Here is a 17,589-nt window from a genome sequence, read left to right on the forward strand (position 1 = left end):
GGCCTGTGGCCGACCAGCCACGGGAGACGGAGGGCAACCAGGTTGAGCCCGCTGCGCAGGCTCAACCAGAGGGAACGTCGACTGATCAGACTACCGGCGTTGGCGTTGCCCCGCGCGACGCGTCCGAGCGCATGGTCTTTGGTGCCTGGGCGAAGTACGCTGGCGCGGCCGCTGCTGGTGTGACCTCACCGCTGCCAAAGATTGATGAGAAGGTGGCCGGTGAGATCGCCGCACACTTGACGGAGCGTTCTGGCATTGAGGTGACCGCGCAGCAGGTGTTGGACGCGGACACCCTGGAACCGCTGGCCAACGTGGTGCGTGAAGGTTTGGAAACTCCGGTGGAGGGCAATGTCCGCGTGCTGCGCGCACGTACGGATGAGACCACGCCGTCGGTGTTCCTCTTCCACCCGGCCGGTGGGTCGAATGTGGTGTACGAGCCGCTGACGCGCCGTCTGGCGGACAATGTTCCGGTTTACGGCCTGGAGCGCCTGGAGGGAGGCCTCGAGGAGCGTGCGGCGGCGTACATCGATGACATCGTGGAACTTGCCGAGGGTCAGCCGATCGTTCTGGCCGGCTGGTCTTTCGGCGGTGCCCTGGCCTATGAGGTGGCGCACCAGCTGCAGAACCGGACTGGCGCGGACACCCCGGACGTGAAGTTCATCGCGCTGCTGGACACCACGCAGCCGCGGAACCCGACGCCGAACACCCCGGAGAATGTCCGCGCACGCTGGGAGCGCTACGCCGCCTTTGCCAAGGAGACGTACGGCCTCGACTTCGAGGTGCCCTACGAGCTGCTGGACACTGCCGGTGAGGATGCGCTGCTGACCATGCTGGGTGAGTTCCTGGCCACCACGGATGCCTCCGCGCACGGCTTGTCCGCTGGCGTGCTGGAGCACCAGCGTGCCAGCTTCGTGGATAACCAGATTTTGGCCAAGGTGGATCTGACCAAGTGGGCTGACGTTGACGTGCCGGTGTTGCTCTTCCGTGCGGAAGGGATGCACGAGGGTGCGATTATGCTGGAGCCTGCTTACGCAGATATTGCACCGGACGGCGGTTGGGCCGCCATCGTGGAAGATTTGACCATCGTGCAGCTGCCGGGTGATCACTTGGCGGTTGTGGATGAGCCGGCGGTGGGGATCGTCGGTAAGCATATGCAGGAGTGGATTAATGGCAACGACCGCTGAAAAACTCGCTGAACTGCGTGAACGTCTGGAGCGTGCGCAGGACCCGGGCTCGGAGCGCGCGCGGAAGAAGCGTGATGATGCTGGGCAGACCACGCCGCGTCAACGCATCAATGCGCTTCTTGACGAAGGGTCGTTCGTCGAATCCGGTGCCCTTGCCCGCACTCCTGGCGACCCGGACGCTGTCTATTCCGACGGTGTGGTGACTGGTTATGGCCGCATCGATGGCCGTCCGGTGGCTATTTACGCCCACGATAAGACCGTGTACGGCGGCTCCGTCGGTGTCACCTTCGGCCGCAAGGTCGTGGACGTGATGGAGATGGCCATCAAGATTGGCTGCCCCGTCATCGGTATTCAGGATTCAGGTGGTGCGCGTATTCAGGATGCGGTGACCTCCCTGGCTATGTACTCGGAGATCGCCCGCCGTCAGTTGCCGCTGTCTGGCCGTTCCCCACAGATCTCGATCATGTTGGGTAAATCCGCTGGTGGTGCTGTGTATGCGCCGGTGACCACCGACTTCATCGTTGCCGTGGATGGTCAGGCGGAGATGTACGTTACCGGCCCAGCGGTGATCCGTGAGGTGACCGGTGAGGATATTTCCTCAGCTGAACTTGGTGGCGCTTTGCAGCAGGAACAGAACGGCAACGTGTCGGTGACCGTGCAATCCGAGGATGAGGCGTTCGATTTCGTTCGTGACTTGCTTGCGCACCTGCCCACCAGCGCCTTTGATGAGCCACCGGTGGCGTGGGCGCCCGCGGATGAGGACCTGGATGACTCTGCTTTGGATGAGTTCATGCCGGATGACACCAACGCTGGCTACGACATGATGGATCTGCTGGTTCAGCTGGGTGATGATGAGGAGATTTTGGAGATCCAGGAGAACTACGCCCCGAACCTCATCTGTGCCATTGGGCGTATCGACGGTCGCCCGGTCGGCTTCGTAGCCAACAACCCTATGCACTTCGCTGGGTGTATTGATGCGGATGCTGCCGATAAGGGCGCTCGGTTCATTCAGATCTGTGATGCCTATAACCTGCCACTTGTCTTCGTGGTGGATACACCGGGCTATCTGCCGGGCGTGGATCAGGAGAAGGTGGGTCTCATCCACCGCGGTGCCAAGCTGGCGTTTTCCGTGGTGGAGGCAACTGTGCCGAAGATCGCGCTCATTGTGCGCAAGGCTTATGGTGGCGCCTACGCCGTGATGGGGTCCAAGAACTTGACAGGTGACCTGAACTTCGCGTGGCCTACTGCGCAGATCGCCGTGATGGGTTCTGCTGCCGCGGCCGTAATGATTCAGGGCAAGCAGCTGGCGGCCATTGAGGATGAGAGTCAACGTGCGTACATGAAGAAGGTGTTCATGGACTTCTATGAGGAGAACATGACCTCCCCGTATGTGGCTACCGAGCGCGGGTATTTGGACGCGATGATCCAGCCGTCAGAGACCCGCCTGACTCTGCGCCGGGCTTTGCGTCAGCTATCCACTAAGTACGATCAGGATTTGCCGAAGAAGCACGCTATTCACCCGCTGTAAACAGTTGGCTGTAACGGGTGTAGCTTTAGCGGCGATACTCGAAGAGATAAAGGAAAACACTTCTACTTTTGGGAGGACTCAATGCTCAGCAGTGCACTGGACATCGGCGCAGAAATTATCAATTACATCGTCTGGGTCGTTCGGTCGATCGCTTCCGGCAAGTCGCCGTTTTAAAAGACGGCTAACTTACCGTTTGATCAGGCGCGCAATGCCGCGCCACCCCAACATCAGCAGCGCCGACATCACACTGGCCACGAGAATGAAAGACCAGTGCGGCAGCTGCTGATTTCTTATTGCCCAAATAATCAAACCGGTAGCGACGGTGATGAGCCAGATGACCCAACCTTTGGCTTCTTTCAGCGCGAATAGCGTGAACATCCATGCCAGCGCAACGCCGAGCAAGAACGGCCAGAGGGTGTCGAGCCAAGTGATGAAGTTCAGTGGTGTCTCTTCGGTCTGGTGTGCAATGCGCGCAAAAAAAGCGAACAGTGCGATAGCAACAGCGTCGAGCGTGATCGCGGTGGAGTTCTTCATAGCTCCAGAATAACCCCCAGTCTTTTCGTTAATGACATGCAATTCGACGTTGAAAGGAAGTTTTGGGGATCGAACCTGCACACCTTCGCCATTTATTGCAGTGAACCTGAATGCGGAGTAGTGTTATTCTGAACGCTTTTTAAGGTATTTCTCAGATCCTTTGGAGTTATTTGTATGAAGACATCACACCGGGTGAGCCCTCAGTGGTTGCTTGTCGCCATGGTCACAATTCTGGCGCTGGTTGCCAGCGTCCTCGTAGCAACGCCGCGGGCTGTTGCTGATCCAGGGCCGGTCCCAGCCGGCCACCCCATCGCAGAAAATCCGCCGCTTCCTGAGCGTTGCGGTGGCTTGAGTATGGCTCTTGTGTTTGACGTTTCGGGTTCCATTGGCCAGCGAGGCCTGGCTGACTCGAAGAACGCGGCCAAGGCTGTTGTTGAGGCGCTGAAGGATACTGACATCACGATCGGTATGTACAGCTTTGCTAGGCATGCTCCGGCGAAGGGGCAGCAGAACCTGGACAAAACCCCGGCTTCTGAGCAGGAGAAGCTGAACGCTCATATTGATAAGTTGGCCATCCCAAGTGGAAGGGACAACTACACCAACTGGCAGCAGGCTCTGACTCAAGTTGAGGGTATGGGCTACGACGTTGTGTACTTGATCACGGATGGTCAGCCGAATACCTATGGTGACGACGACGGTACGGTTGAGGGCCAACCACCACTGTTGAGTGTCCAGCATGCTGTGAAGGCTGCTAATGATCTCAAGCAGGCAGGCACTCGTGTTGTGCCACTGGCCGTTGGTGGTGGCGTTCAGTCGGATACTGAAGCGGCAACGTACCTGGGGTACATCTCAGGCGAGGATGATTGGATCCCTGTTGCTCAGTACGCCGAGTTGTCCGAGGCACTCGTCGAGCAGACCACGAAGGGCTGCCAGGGTGAAATCAACATCGAGAAGAACTTTGTGAACAAGCGCGGCAAGGTTGTTGAGCCCACTGCGCCGGCCACGAAGTCTGGGTGGAAGTTCTCCATCGCGGACACGAAGGCGAATGACGCGGATAAGAAGATCGTGGCACTCGATGAGGAAGACGTGGTCACCGATGAGAAGGGTGCAGCGACCCTGCGTTACCGCACGTCGAAGCCGGACACTGAAGGCACTGTGACGGTGGCTGAGGCAAACGGTGAACCGAAGAATGTTAAGTGCACCGATTCCAACGGCACTGATGTTGATGTGAAGCTGGAGGGCAATAAGTTCACTGTTCCGGCGAAGACCGGTTCGGAGCTGTCCTGCACCGTGTCCAACCTGGATGAAAACGCTCCTGGTTCTTCGGGTGGCGGTTCGAGTGATGATCCGATTACGGATCGTTGCTTGCCGGCTGTTGGTGGTGTTCTTGGTGCGTTGATTCTGGCGCTCCCGTTGATTGCGCTGGGTAATGCGAAGGCGCCGGGCATCATGGCTTTGCAGGAGAGCATCGGTAAGCAGATTCGGGAGTCGAACTCCAGGATTCAGCAGGGTACGGGGATTTACAACGAGGATTCTTCGCGGTTTGCTGCGCAGATCGATGATCAGCTGAAGGCTCTTGCTTACAACAACCAGGATGCGCTGAAGGTGTTGGGTAGTTTGGCTGCTCTTGCTGGTGCGGCTGGTTTGCTGTGGGCGTTCTGCGCCCCGGGTTCTGGTAGTTCTGGTAACAAGATCACGGTTGGTGAGGCTTTCGAGAACTTGGGTAGCTCGGAGAAGCCTTCCGAGGATACTGAGTCGGAAGGCAACTAGGCCACCAACGAGAAGCAGGTTGCTACAGCGGAGGCGTAGTGCGCTTCGCTCCTGTTAAAAACGAATAGTTCATGCTCGGTGGGCAGCGTTATTGCTGCCGGCCGAGCATGAATCCTTTTCCGGCATAGGCAATGAGATAAATCACCCAACCGATGACGGTGATAAGGGCGAAAGAGACAATGCGGTAGATCAGGGTGGTGGCGGTGGCGTCGACCAGCGTGAGGCCGGTGGCCACCAGCGATGCGGTGGCAACGGGCTCGACGGTGCCAATGCCTCCGGGGGTGATCTGGGCGGCACCAGCTAATTTGGTCATGATGAAGGCCAGGGTCACTCCTTGGATTGTGGTTGCGTCCAGGCTGGGGTGGAAGCCGGGGAGGGAGCCGGTGACGGCGGCGACGCAGAAGTAGAGGGTGGCTACGTCGATAAGCTGATTGAACAGTGAGAAGACTGTGGCGGCGATGAATCCGCGGGGTGACACGCGGATATCACCAAGTTGGGTGATTACGGGCAGGACGCGTTCACGCACGCGCGTGGGTAGATAGCGGGCCCAGCGTGCAAGCACGTTGGGGTTGTACACGGCCCAGAACAGGCCGGCGATGGCGGCGGTGGCCACGGCGAGAGAGCCGGCGAGCGCCCACATGGATAAGTTCGCGCCGAGGAAGATGGCGGCGACGATGCCTATGACTACCATCCACACGGTGGAAAGTGCGCCGGAGATGACAAAGAACCACCCGCACAGGCCAGCGGAAGCGCCCCAGGAGCGGTGGATGCGGTAGGTCAACCACGCTGAGAGGGCGGGGCCACCGGGGATGGTGGTGGACCAGGCGTTGCTGGCCAGGGTGACGGCGGTGCAATTCCCCATGTTCGCGTTCACGTCTTTGGAGGCGAGGAGGATGCGCATCACGGCGGCCATGGACACGATGGCCAGCACCGAGAAGAAAATCGCTGCCGCCACGTACTTGGGGGAGGCCTGGCCGAGTGCTGCGAAGGCCTGCCCGAGGAATGGCAGCTGGTCACGGAAGACCAGCGCCACAATAATGAGGACCGCGATGGGGGCCAGCCACCGCGCCCAAGAGCGAAGATCAGTCATTCAGTCGGCGCATGAGTTCATCGAAGGGAATGAGGTCACGGTTCTGTTCCACGCTCACACCACTGCGGGCGTGCTGCGCGGCCAGGACGGTGGCGCCGATGGGGATCTCACCGGCGCGGGGGTGGGCGGGTTCGGAGTGGCTGGCGGCGCTGGTAGAGCTGCCTTCTCCGAAGCTCTCGTAGGCGCGCTTGACCCAGCGTGGGGCCCACCAGTTGTCCTCGCGTAGTTCGCGCATGACTGCGGGCACGAGCAGCAGGCGGATGAGTGTGGCGTCGAGTGCGAGGGAGAAGATGAGGCCGAAGGAGATGTACTTCATCATCACAATCTCACTCATCGCAAACGCGCCCGCGACCACGATCATGATGAGGGCGGCCGCTGTAATAATCCCGCCAGTGTGCGCAGTGCCGTATTTGATTGCATTGCTTGTCGACGCACCCTTGTGCCGCGCCTCCACCATCCGGGAGACCAAGAACACTTCATAGTCCGTGGACAGGCCGTAGAGAATCGCAATGATGAGCACCAGCACTGGACTCATCAGCGGGCCTGGTGTGAAGCCGAACATGCCGGAGCCGACGCCGTCCACGAAGACGAGGGTGAGGAAGCCGAGCGTGGCGCCGATACCTAGGACGTTCATGATCACGGCCTTGACAGGCAAAATCATCGAACCGAAGAGCACAGCCATGAGCAGGAATGTCGCCACAACCATGTACACCGCCATCCACGGCAGGCGGCCCAGCAGCGCTTCGATGGATTCGACTTCCATGGCCGGTGTGCCGGCGATGTAGAGGTCCACGCCTTCTGGTGCCGCGATGGCACGCAGTTGGTCGATGACTTCCTTACCGCCGTTGCGGTCCGCCAGCGTGCCGGAGAGCACGGTCGTACCGTCCTTGGTGGCCTGCGAGGGCTCCATGGGGGAGGCGAGGCCGGTGACCTGGCGTGTTTGCAAAACTACGTCCACGAGCTGTTGATTGTCGGCGCCGGTAATTACCAACTTCACCGGGTCTGTGCGGAAGGCGGGGAAGGTCTCATTGAAATCGTCCTGTGCCTGACGGACGGTATTGGTGGGTGGCAGGTACGATTCGTTGATACCGCCGAAGGTGATGCCCACGATGGGGATGGTCAGCGCCAACAGTGCGCCGGTCACCCCCACGATGACGCCCTTGGAGTGTCGCATGGCCCACGCCGGGATCCGGAACCAAATCGTGTCCTCAATCCGCTTGGCTGTGCGGCTGGTGTGGCGAACGGACCACTTATCGATGTTGCGCCCCAACATCCCAAACAACGCTGGTAGTACCGCCACCGAGATCACAGCGGCGAAAAGCACCGCGCTGATCGCGCCGTACGCCACTGATTTCAGGAAAGCCTGCGGGAACATGAGCAGCCCGGACAAAGCTACGCCGATCAAGAGTGCAGAGAAAAAGACTGTCTTACCAGCCGTGGTGGTAGTTTCCGCCACGGCATCTTCGACTGTTCTGCCCTTATCCAGCTCCTCCCGGAAACGGGAGACCATGAACAGGCCATAGTCGATGGCCAGGCCCAGCCCCAGCAGCGTGATGATGGACTGGGAGAACACGTTGACCTGATGGAACTTCGCCAGAATCGCCAGGATGGACAGCGACCCGATGATGGAAAGCACACCCACGATCAGTGGCATCGCTGCCGCGATGACACCGCCGAAAACAAATAGCAAGATCACAGCCACAAAAACAAGGCCAATTTTTTCCGCGCGGGCAATGTCATCCGCCATGCCACGGTCCAATGCGTCAGCCACAGCGGTGGCGCCGGCGATTTGCACCTCCGCGCCGGGGATCTCAATGGCTTCGAGTTCTTCCTGCAGCTCCCGGAAATCCTTCAACGTTTGCTCGCCATCACCGGCCAGGCCGATCGCAGCAAAAGCCTTAGTTTTATCCGGGGAGATCAGCTGCGGGTTCGGGGTAGAAAAGTAGCTGGTCAGTTGGGCAACTTCGGGGCGATCTTTGAGTTTGGAGATCTGCCTGTCGGCGGAAGCCATCACCTCTGGGTCCGTAACATTGCCACTGACCAACAGGATCACGTCGCCGGCGTTGTCGCGGCCAAACGTGTCCTCCTCAATCACCGCAGCGGTGGTGGAATCCGCCCGCGGATCCTCCCAACCTTCCTGGGACAGGCGCTCACCGAGTTTGGAGCCCCAGAGCACCTGCATGAGGATGATCAGGGCAATGATCACCACAGGAATGATCTTGCGGTGCCGGTAGGCGGCATGGCCCCACCTATAGAACATGCGTCTCCTAGTTTTTGATCAATGCGCTCAGCGGGCGGAACGGCTGCAGCCACGCACCGCCGTCCGGCAGTTGGTCCAGGTTGACGCGCGGTAGCGGTTCGCGGAATACACCAGGGATGTCCTCTAAGTCTACGAATGTGATGTCCGGTGAGGTGACTGCCCAACTGGCGTGTTCGTGAAAACCTATGGCGGTGACGGGGATGCCATCATGCGCGAGCTCCGTGAGTAAGTCCTGGAAGTTCTGGCCATCGGCGGAAGCAACCACGACCCCGCGCAGCACGCCCTCATCTCGGCGGCGGTTGATGTGGGCAACCATGTCCGCATCCACATCAGATTCATCATCCGCCTTCGGTTTAGCAAAGACGGCGAAACCAACGTTGCGCAGCGCCTCCACCCAGGGCCGCACCACATCGGCGGAACCGGGGGTGACATTGGTAAACACGGTTGCTTCCGGCTCTACCTCACCCGGCATGTCCAGGGCGCGGTGCACAAGCCAGCGGCCAATAGCATCAAAGCGCGGCCGGTACGCGGCGGTGGGACGGCCACCCAGAATGGCGCCTAAGCCCATGTCCAGGTTGGGTGCATCCCACACCAGCAGCAGACTATCCGGGCCCGCATCCGCGCCGGGGGAGTAGGAATGGATCAGGCTATGTACATCTGTCATTTTTTCACCCAGAGATATTCAGAAATCACGTGCTGTTTATCCAGGCCTTTGCCTTCAAACTTGGTGATCACCTGGCGGTCTGTCAGGATGGGGGCATTCTCCCACGGCCAGCCCTTATATTCCAGCATCGGCTCGACCTCAACTAGCTCATTGATCCACTCGGCGTAGTCGGCGTGGTCCGTGGCCACGTGCAATACGCCACCTGGCTTCAGGCGCGTGGCAATGAGGTTGAGCGTTCCCGACTGGATGATCCGCCGCTTGTGGTGCCGGGCCTTCGGCCACGGATCGGGGAAGAAAATGCGCACGCCATCAAGGGATTCTGGTGGGAACATGCGAGCGAGCACCTCCACTCCGTCGCCCCGCACCATGCGGATGTTTTCAATCCCTCCGCGCACAACGGAACCCAGCAACTTGGCCAGCCCCGGCTTGTACAACTCCACGGCGATCACATTCGTGTCTTTTTCCAACGGCGCCATCGCAGCGGTGGACGTGCCTGTGCCTGAGCCAATCTCCACGATGGTTTTATGCCCGCTGCGTCCAAACCACTCATCAACATCAATGGTCTGATCCTCATCGGAGTGGGTGAGGATGCGGCCGAGGCGGGGCCACCATTCGTCGAAAAGCTGCTCCTGATTAGGCGTGAGCGTGCCACGACGAAAAGTGACGGAACCCAGGCGGGGGTAATCCAGGCCCGTGTCAAACTCAGTCTGCGGGGGGCGACCGTGCGGGAGTTCACCAAGAGAATCATTCACGCACGCCATTGTCGCAGCTTTTCGGGCTGTCCCCCGCATAGGGGCAATAAAGGCAAAAACATCCACGCATTATACCCGCAGAACTCACATACCGTCCGCTTGGCAGGTATTGCGGGGATCAAAGCTGCTTATCGACGTTTTATTCCCCGCACCCACCATTCTCCAATGACCCACATTCGGGGGTAGGGATAATGTGACATCGTCGCGCTATCGTGGAGACTTTCGAGCGACAGGCGGGTGACGGTAACACTTCGATATTCTAAAGGAGAAGAATTAACTGGGTAGTCGCCGATTATTGAGGAGAAAGTATGACCGCCGTAGTGAAGGGTCTTCAGGGGCAGGCCCCCACCGAAAACGAACAACTGATTGAGTGGATTAATGACGCTGTGGAGCTGTTTCAGCCGGAGCAGGTCGTTTTCGCCGACGGATCAGACGAAGAGTGGGACCGTCTCGCCGCTGAACTGGTAGAAAAGGGCACGCTGATCAAGCTCAACGAGGACAAGCGTCCGAACAGCTTCCTCGCTCGCTCCCACCCGTCCGACGTGGCGCGTGTGGAGTCCCGCACCTTCATCGCCAGCGAGAAGGAAGAGGATGCCGGCCCGACCAACAACTGGGTCGAGCCGAGCGCGCTCAAGGCTGAGATGACCGAGCACTTCCGTGGCTCCATGAAGGGCCGCACCATGTACGTCGTGCCGTTCTGCATGGGCCCGATTTCCGACCCGGAACCGAAGCTCGGCGTTCAGCTGACGGACTCCCCCTACGTGGTCATGTCTATGCGCATCATGACGCGCATGGGCCAGGAAGCCCTGGACAAGATTGGCAAGGACGGCGACTTTGTCCGCTGCCTCCACTCCATCGGCGCACCGCTTGAGCCAGGCCAGGAAGACGTGGCGTGGCCGTGCAATGACACCAAGTACATCTCCCAGTTCCCGGAGACCAAGGAAATCTGGTCCTACGGTTCCGGCTACGGCGGCAACGCCATCCTGGCTAAGAAGTGCTACGCCCTGCGCATCGCTTCCGTCATGGCCCGCGAAGAGGGCTGGATGGCGGAGCACATGCTCATCCTCAAACTCACCGACCCGAACGGCAAGGCCTACCACATCGCGGCAGCATTCCCGTCTGCCTGCGGTAAGACCAACCTGGCCATGATCACCCCGACCATTGAGGGCTGGACCGCCGAGGTCGTCGGCGATGACATCGCATGGCTGAAGCTGCGCGAGGACGGCCTCTACGCTGTCAACCCGGAGAACGGCTTCTTCGGCGTCGCTCCGGGCACCAACTACGACTCCAACCCGATTGCCATGCGCACCATGGAGCCAGGCAACACCCTGTTCACCAACGTCGCGCTGACTGATGACGGCGATGTCTGGTGGGAGGACATGGACGGCGAGGTGCCGGCGCACCTCATCGACTGGCAGGGCAACGACTGGACCCCTGAGTCCAGCACCCCGGCTGCTCACCCGAACTCCCGCTACTGCGTGGCCATCTCCCAGTGCCCGACCGCTGCACCGGAGTTCGACGACTGGAAGGGCGTCAAGCTCGACGCCATCCTCTTCGGAGGCCGCCGCCCGTCCACCATCCCGCTGGTCACCCAGGCCCGCGACTGGAACCACGGTGCCATGATCGGCTCCCTGCTGGCTTCCGGCCAGACCGCTGCTTCCCTTGAGGCCAAGGTCGGTTCCCTGCGCCACGACCCGTTCGCGATGCTCCCGTTCATCGGCTACAACGTCGGCGATTACATCCAGAACTGGATCGACCGTGGCGCCGAGGGCGGCGACCGCATGCCATCCATCTTCCTGGTTAACTGGTTCCGCCGCGGCGAGGACGGCCGCTTCCTGTGGCCCGGCTTCGGCGACAACTCCCGCGTACTCAAGTGGGTCATCGACCGTATCGAGGGCCGCGTCGACGCCGACGACACCGTCGCGGGTCTGGTAGCTCGCGCTGAGGACCTGGACCTCACCGGCCTGGACACCCCGCTCGAGGACGTCCGCGAAGCACTCACCGTCAACCCGGCCGAGTTCGAAGCCGAGTTCGCCGAGGGTGAGGAGTACCTCAAGACCCTGGGCGACCGCGTCCCGAAGGAAATCTTCGACGAGCTGGAGAAGTCCAAGGCGAAGATTTAAACGCTAGAAGGAGGGTCCCGGTGGTGCTTGTTCACTGCCGGGGTCTTCTTTTTGTTTGTTGAGCGCCCCGAACTCCCGGGAGTTGAGGGCAGTCCTGGGCTTTTAGAGGGGGTTGCGCACGATTCTTGGGAATCGTGCGGGCGAGGCCACGACGAAGTCCCCGGAGTTCGTAGTAAGTCCTGGGAAAACAGTGATTTTATGTAGCGTTTCGGGGAGTTCGTCGTGCGGGGGCGGCGCGGGGACCTGGCGGGGAAGCGGGGTGAGGGAAGCGCGGCCGGGGTTCTGCCCATAAGATCAGCGTATGGCTACTCAGGCTCTTCAGGCACGGGCGCTGACCTACAAGCGTCAGAAGGAACAGTCGGCGGCAGTGCGCCTCCTGCACGCCGACCACGCGCCTGTGGTCTTGGCCTTGATCGCTGATTACTTCCCGCGCGGCGCCGAGCCGAGGCCCGCCAGCGAAGTCTATGAGCGGATGGCCGCCGATTTTGCGCTGCTGCGCAACACCTTTGACCTGCCTAAAACCCCGCAGGCGTACTGCAATGATTGGGTGAAGGCGGGGTGGCTGGTCCGCAAATCGGGCACCCAGGTGACGGGGGAGACGCTGGAGCCAAGCGAGGACGGGCTGCTGGCGCTGCAGATGATGGACCGGGTTGGGGGTCCGTATTCGGCGGTGACGGCGAGTAGGGTGGCGTCGATAAGCAATGCTTTGCAGGACCTCGCGCGGGACACGGACCCGAATATTGCGACGCGTCTGGAACATCTGTATCGGCAGCGTGAGCGCGTGGATGAGCTGATCGCAAGCGTGGAGCGCGGCGAGTTTGAGCTGCCTTCGAATGCGAGCGTGCAGGAGCGGGTGGGCGATATTTTGGGCATGGCGTCGGCGATCCCGAGTGATTTTGCGCGTGTGCGGCATCAGTTGGAGGTGCTGAACCTGGATTTGCGTAGGCAGCTGCTGGATCCGGAGGGTAACCGGGGTGATGTGCTGGCGGAGATTTTCGCTGGGGTGGATGTCATTTCGGAGTCGGATGCGGGGCGCAGCTTTAACGGTTTCTACCGGATGGTTGTGGATGCGGAGCATGGCGCGTGGGTGGAGTCCTGGATTGCGGAGATCTTGGAGCGGGTGGACACTGATGTGATGGATCAGGAGACGCGTTCGCAGTTCAGGAATCTGTTCCGTCACCTGGAAGAAGCAGGTTATGAGGTCAATCGGATGATGACCAGGCTGGCGCGGAACCTGCGCAATTACGTGTCGAGCGAGCAGTTCGCGGAGGACCGCCGGATGATCGAGCTGCTGCGAGACACGCGCAAGCTTGCGGCGGATGCGGCGGAGGCTGAGGAGCTTTCGCCAACGAAGCGGATGGACACACCACTGCAGCGGATCGGCATGGCTGTGAATTCTGTCGCCCAGATCAAGTTGGCGGACCCGGGGGCGGAGGTGATCACGTCGGATGTGGAGCGCTTCGAGGCCTCGGAGGGTGATGCGGAGGCGTTGCTTGAGCTCGTGCGCGAGTCAGAGATCGACCTTGAGGAGCTTTCCGACGCAATCGCTGAGGCCGTCCACAAACAGGGCAAACCCTCTATCGCGGATGTGCTGACGCATCATCCCGCGACGCAGGGCCTGGCATCAGTGGTGGGTTTGGTCTACTTGGCTATGCGGTTCGGCGTTCAGCTGGACGGGCGTGAAACGGTTCGCTTTGAGGAGGAAGACGGGTCTGTGCGCGCGGCGGCGATCACGTTGTGGACCTTTGACACCACATCAGTAGAGGAGATGCGATGACGGAAGCGTTGTGGAGCGGCGACACGGGGACGTTGTCCTATGAATCGCGGCGGGCGTTGGTGGACCTGCTCAAAGGGCCGCTGATCAGTGCGGACCGGAAGAAGGACTCGTGGAACGCCATCTTGAGCGACAAGGAGGCGTTGCGCAGCTGGCTGCACGATGTGTTCTTGGAGTTGGTCATTGATGAGGAGGCCGGCATCGCGTTCACCCGGCACGTGCGCCCGGATAATGATGATGTGCACGTCCCGCCGGTGCTGCGCACGGATGCCCTGACGCACCTGCAAACAGCGATCCTTCTGCAGCTGCGCCATGAGCTGGGCATGAGTACGCCCGGTGAGCGCGTGGTGGTGGGTGAGGATGAGCTGTACACCGCGATTGGGTACGTCCGGGCGGTGGATAACCGCGATGAGGCTGGGTTTAAGCGCCGTTTTGATGCGGCGATCAACACGATCAAGAACAAGTACAGCCTGCTCACGGAGACAGAGACAGACGGCCGCTACGTGGTCTCACCGGTGCTACGCCATATTTTCGACGCGGACACTGTCTACGCGCTGCGCGAAGAGTACCTGCGCCTGGCTGGAGCAGAAGAGGCTGAGGGAGAAGATCAGTGACCGAGCAATTCAGGTTGGCCCGCGTACAGCTGGTGAACTGGGGGACGTTCCACGGGTACTTTGACATTCCCGTGGGCCAGAAGGGCTTCCTCATTACAGGTGCGTCGGGTTCGGGCAAGTCCACGCTTATCGACGCTTTCTCCACCATCCTCGTCCCCCAATCCAAAATCCGTTACAACGCTGCGGCGCAGCAGGATACGAACCGGGATAAGGGCCGCAGCCGCGTGTCCTACGTCCGTGGTGCCTGGCGCAGGAGCGAAGACCCGACCACGGGGGAGATCCGGAGCCAGTACCTGCGGGAAGGTGCTACCGCGACTGTTGTTGCGATGACGTATCGCAGCAAGAGCGAAACATACACGTTGGTGGCAATTTTCCGCCTGAATGCAGGACAGAACTCTGAAGCCCAGGTAAAAACGCTTTACGGGATTTTCCCAAACGAGGTGGACGTGGATACTTTCATGCCACACCTGGTGAACTCGCTGGATAAACGCAAGCTGGAGCAGCATTTCAAAACATCAAGCAACGGCGTGACGTTCACGGACCAATATTCGGTGTTTGCTAACCGTTTCCGCGCGCGCCTGGGCATTGATGGTGAGGATGCGCAGATGCTGCTACACCGCACCCAGTCCGCGAAGTCCTTGAGCAGCATGGATGAGCTGTTCCGGGACTACATGCTGGAGCGGCCGTCAACATTTGAATTAGCGGATGAGGCCGTGGCCACGCACGGTGATTTGCGGTATGCCTACGAGCGCCTGGAGGACCTCAACCGCCAGATTGAGGCCCTGGCCCCGCTTCCGGGTTTGCAGGCCACACTCGAGGGTGCACAAGTTGAGCGCGCCCACGCGGAGGCATTAGCGGCCGCGCTGCCCTCTGTACGCCGTGCGATTGAGGCCGCTGAGCTGCGCGATGCCATCACGGCATATAAGGCCCAACGAGAGGCCGTCAAGGTTGAGGAAAGTGCACTTACCCAGCGTAAAGAGGCGCAGCAGGAAGCGAAGCAACGGGCGTACGCGAAGCTTGGGGGCTTTCAAGGAGAGGGTGTCACGGCCCTCCGTGAACGCATCGACCGTGAGCAGGAGGTGCTTCAGGCGCGCACAACGAAGGCCACGCAGCTGCAGCAGATCCTTGGTGTTGATGAGCTGACCACAGACACGTTCGCGGAGCTGAAGGCGCAGGCGCGCCGCGAGGTTGAGGAAGCTCCTGCGGAGCGCGAAGTTTTAGACGCTGCGTGGTCGGATGCACGCGCCCACAAACAGCAGCTTGAACACCAGGAACACGTAATCGAGCAAGAGCTTATGGGCCTGGGGAAGCGTGAGAACAACATTGACCAAGGCTTCATTGATCTGCGCGCGCAGATGTGTCAAGACACGAACATCGCTGTCCACGAACTGCCCTTCGTGGGCGAATTGATTGATGTAGTGGCGCACGAGGCGGAATGGGAGTCCGTGATTCAGCGGCTGCTGTCCAACTTTGCCATCACACTGCTGGTGCCTGAGGAACATGAGCGGGCAGTGAACAGTTGGGTCAACAGCCGACGTTTGGGCCGCAGGTTGGAGTACCGCACGGTGCCGCCCGGTGCGACGCACCCAAGGCGGCCGAAGAACACCGCCAGTCTCTTCCACAAGATCACTGTGGTGGACGGTCCAATGCAGCCTTGGCTGGAGCAGGTCCTGGCCAGCACGTTTGATTACACGCTCGTTCGTACCGTCGAAGAGCTGGAGCAGCAAACCCAGCGCGCTGCCACCATCGACGGCTTGGAGCGCAACGTGCGCGACCGCACCATGTCCACGCGCTACATCAAGGATGATCGCCGCCCGCTCGGCCAGCGCCGTGATTACCGTCTGGGTTCCTCGAACCACGCCAAGGTGGAATCGCTACGCAGCTCGCTGAAGGAGGCCCACCAAGAAACAACAGCAGCTCAAAACCGAGTCCAGGAACTGCAGCGCAAGCGCGATAGCCTGCAGCATCGCCTCGAGCAGGTGAAACTGATTGCGGAGACGGAGTGGGGGGAGGTGGATAAGGGGAGCGTCGAGAAGCAATTAGTGCTGTTGCGTGAGGAGCTGGAGCTTCTCACATCCTCGCCCGAGGCGCGGCAGTTGAGCGAGGCCTACGAGCTTGCGCGTGCCACCTTGCAGGCCACCGAAGCGGAGCTGCAGGAGGTACAGCGCCAGATCACGGTTGCGGACACGAACATCGCTGTAGCTCAGGCGCGACTTGCGGAAGTTGAGCTCACTGACATCGAGGTCGACCCGGAACTTTTCCACGAGTTGGAGGACAAGCTGAAAAGCCGCAAGCGCCGACTCACACGCGAGAACATCAATTCGCTTTCCGACGAAGTCCAGGCCGAACTCGACTCCACCCTCAAACGCGCCGCCCAAGCCATAACCAGCGCGAACACCAAGATTGGCAATATCTTGACCAGCTACCTCGCCGGGTGGCCCTCCGAATCCGCTGAACTGCGCGCCGAACCGGAGTTTGCGGGCGAGGCCATCAACCGCCTTGAAGCGCTACGTGCAGACCGCCTGCCGGAATTCCGCGGCCGCTTCCTCGAGCTGCTCAACGGTCAGTCCGTCATGCACTTGAGCCACATATCCACCCAGCTAGCGCGGGCGAAGGGCGATATTGAAACGAACCTTGGCCCGATCAACGCGTCCTTGAAACGGTCCCCGTACACCCCCGAAAGCGGCGGCCGTTACCTGCAAATCGAGGTCCGCGATAACCGTGGGCCGGAAGTCCGCGAATTCCAGCAAGACCTACGCGACGCAACCGCCGGCAGTCTGAGCGCAGCGGATGAAAGCGAAGCGATCGAGCGCTACCACCGGCTGGCAAAGATCATGGACCGGCTCGCCTCCTCTGAACGCGCGGATACCCGCTGGCGCAACCTGGTTCTGGATACCCGCCGTCACGTGAAATTCGTGGGCAATGAAATCGATGCGGATGGTGAGGTGTACAACACCCACGTCGACTCCGCTTCTCTGTCCGGTGGGCAGGCACAGAAGCTCGTGTTTTTCTGCCTCGCGGCGGCCCTGCGCTACCGCCTCGCCGGTGTTGACGCTGATCTTCCCACCTACGCCACCGTCGTCCTCGACGAGGCCTTCGACCGCGCTGACCCCACTTTCACCCGCACCGCCATGGACGTGTTCACCAGCTTCGGGTTCCACATGATCCTGGCCACACCGATGAAGCTGATCAAGACCTTGTCGCCGTACGTCGACGGGACCATCGTGGTCAACTACGCCGAAACTCCACAGGCACGGTCCACCTTCGAGTTCATTGACACCCATGGTGGGTAGTGC

Annotated in this window: 12 protein-coding genes; 7 read left to right on the forward strand and 5 right to left on the reverse strand. The window is 60.4% G+C overall.

Features of this window, described 5'->3' with window-relative positions; translation table 11 throughout:
• Positions 1–1,184 (forward strand): thioesterase domain-containing protein (locus HMPREF2129_RS02435; protein WP_034662694.1); only part of this gene is annotated, 1,184 nt, incomplete at its 5' end.
• Positions 1,168–2,712, forward strand: coding sequence for an acyl-CoA carboxylase subunit beta (locus tag HMPREF2129_RS02440; RefSeq protein WP_034662696.1), 1,545 nt, complete (start codon positions 1,168–1,170; stop codon positions 2,710–2,712). The genes HMPREF2129_RS02435 and HMPREF2129_RS02440, both read left to right, overlap by 17 nt.
• 186 nt (positions 2,713–2,898) lie before the next feature.
• Here HMPREF2129_RS02440 and HMPREF2129_RS02445 read toward each other — a convergent pair whose 3' ends face one another.
• The gene (locus HMPREF2129_RS02445; protein WP_034662699.1) at positions 2,899–3,246 is read right to left on the reverse strand and encodes a DUF3054 domain-containing protein; all 348 of its coding nucleotides are present in this window, start codon (positions 3,244–3,246) and stop codon (positions 2,899–2,901) included.
• 174 nt (positions 3,247–3,420) lie between these two features.
• Between HMPREF2129_RS02445 and HMPREF2129_RS02450 the strand changes: the two genes are divergently transcribed.
• Positions 3,421–5,016, forward strand: coding sequence for a vWA domain-containing protein (locus HMPREF2129_RS02450; RefSeq protein ID WP_084576454.1), 1,596 nt, complete (start codon positions 3,421–3,423; stop codon positions 5,014–5,016).
• An 88-nt stretch (positions 5,017–5,104) separates the two neighbouring features.
• On the opposite strand, the gene HMPREF2129_RS02455 is transcribed toward HMPREF2129_RS02450, so the two are convergent.
• From HMPREF2129_RS02455 to trmB, 4 genes are read right to left on the reverse strand one after another with little or no spacing between them, the layout of a single operon-like run.
• Entirely contained in the window at positions 5,105–6,106 is a 1,002-nt protein-coding gene (locus HMPREF2129_RS02455; RefSeq protein WP_034662704.1) for a lysylphosphatidylglycerol synthase transmembrane domain-containing protein, read from the reverse strand.
• The gene (locus HMPREF2129_RS02460) at positions 6,099–8,366 is read right to left on the reverse strand and encodes an MMPL family transporter (RefSeq protein ID WP_034662706.1); all 2,268 of its coding nucleotides are present in this window, start codon (positions 8,364–8,366) and stop codon (positions 6,099–6,101) included. Before HMPREF2129_RS02460 ends, HMPREF2129_RS02455 begins: the two co-directional genes overlap by 8 nt.
• Positions 8,367–8,373: 7 nt before the next feature.
• On the reverse strand, positions 8,374–9,030 hold the full coding sequence (locus HMPREF2129_RS02465) for an NYN domain-containing protein (protein WP_034662708.1): 657 nt from the start codon (positions 9,028–9,030) through the stop codon (positions 8,374–8,376).
• Positions 9,027–9,791, reverse strand: coding sequence for a tRNA (guanosine(46)-N7)-methyltransferase TrmB (trmB, locus tag HMPREF2129_RS02470; protein WP_034662710.1), 765 nt, complete (start codon positions 9,789–9,791; stop codon positions 9,027–9,029). Before trmB ends, HMPREF2129_RS02465 begins: the two co-directional genes overlap by 4 nt.
• A 299-nt stretch (positions 9,792–10,090) precedes the next feature.
• Between trmB and HMPREF2129_RS02475 the strand changes: the two genes are divergently transcribed.
• The 4 genes from HMPREF2129_RS02475 to HMPREF2129_RS02490 all read left to right on the forward strand — a co-directional run bounded on the left by HMPREF2129_RS02475 (position 10,091) and on the right by HMPREF2129_RS02490 (position 17,586).
• The gene (locus tag HMPREF2129_RS02475) at positions 10,091–11,905 is read left to right on the forward strand and encodes a phosphoenolpyruvate carboxykinase (GTP) (RefSeq protein WP_034662713.1); all 1,815 of its coding nucleotides are present in this window, start codon (positions 10,091–10,093) and stop codon (positions 11,903–11,905) included.
• Between the two features lie 301 nt (positions 11,906–12,206).
• Positions 12,207–13,682, forward strand: coding sequence for a DUF3375 domain-containing protein (locus tag HMPREF2129_RS02480; protein WP_034662715.1), 1,476 nt, complete (start codon positions 12,207–12,209; stop codon positions 13,680–13,682).
• Positions 13,679–14,293 carry a DUF4194 domain-containing protein gene (locus HMPREF2129_RS02485; protein ID WP_034662718.1) on the forward strand — a complete coding sequence of 205 codons (615 nt, stop codon included), beginning with the start codon at positions 13,679–13,681 and terminating at the stop codon, positions 14,291–14,293. Before HMPREF2129_RS02480 ends, HMPREF2129_RS02485 begins: the two co-directional genes overlap by 4 nt.
• Complete coding sequence (locus tag HMPREF2129_RS02490; RefSeq protein WP_034662719.1) at positions 14,290–17,586, forward strand: ATP-binding protein; 3,297 nt, start codon at positions 14,290–14,292, stop codon at positions 17,584–17,586. The genes HMPREF2129_RS02485 and HMPREF2129_RS02490 overlap by 4 nt, the downstream gene beginning before the upstream one ends.
• Positions 17,587–17,589 lie beyond the last annotated feature (3 nt).

The sequence above is a fragment of the Corynebacterium tuscaniense DNF00037 genome (assembly GCF_000759055.1).
In the GTDB taxonomy this organism is placed as follows: Bacteria; Actinomycetota; Actinomycetes; order Mycobacteriales; family Mycobacteriaceae; genus Corynebacterium; species Corynebacterium tuscaniense.

Coding starts and splice junctions, on each gene's coding strand:
- HMPREF2129_RS02440 (WP_034662696.1), top strand. CDS start 1,168: ATGGCAACGACCGCTGAAAAACTCGCTGAACTGCGTGAACGTCTGGAG.
- HMPREF2129_RS02445 (WP_034662699.1), bottom strand. CDS start 3,246: ATGAAGAACTCCACCGCGATCACGCTCGACGCTGTTGCTATCGCACTG.
- HMPREF2129_RS02450 (WP_084576454.1), top strand. CDS start 3,421: ATGAAGACATCACACCGGGTGAGCCCTCAGTGGTTGCTTGTCGCCATG.
- HMPREF2129_RS02455 (WP_034662704.1), bottom strand. CDS start 6,106: ATGACTGATCTTCGCTCTTGGGCGCGGTGGCTGGCCCCCATCGCGGTC.
- HMPREF2129_RS02460 (WP_034662706.1), bottom strand. CDS start 8,366: ATGTTCTATAGGTGGGGCCATGCCGCCTACCGGCACCGCAAGATCATT.
- HMPREF2129_RS02465 (WP_034662708.1), bottom strand. CDS start 9,030: ATGACAGATGTACATAGCCTGATCCATTCCTACTCCCCCGGCGCGGAT.
- trmB (WP_034662710.1), bottom strand. CDS start 9,791: ATGGCGTGCGTGAATGATTCTCTTGGTGAACTCCCGCACGGTCGCCCC.
- HMPREF2129_RS02475 (WP_034662713.1), top strand. CDS start 10,091: ATGACCGCCGTAGTGAAGGGTCTTCAGGGGCAGGCCCCCACCGAAAAC.
- HMPREF2129_RS02480 (WP_034662715.1), top strand. CDS start 12,207: ATGGCTACTCAGGCTCTTCAGGCACGGGCGCTGACCTACAAGCGTCAG.
- HMPREF2129_RS02485 (WP_034662718.1), top strand. CDS start 13,679: ATGACGGAAGCGTTGTGGAGCGGCGACACGGGGACGTTGTCCTATGAA.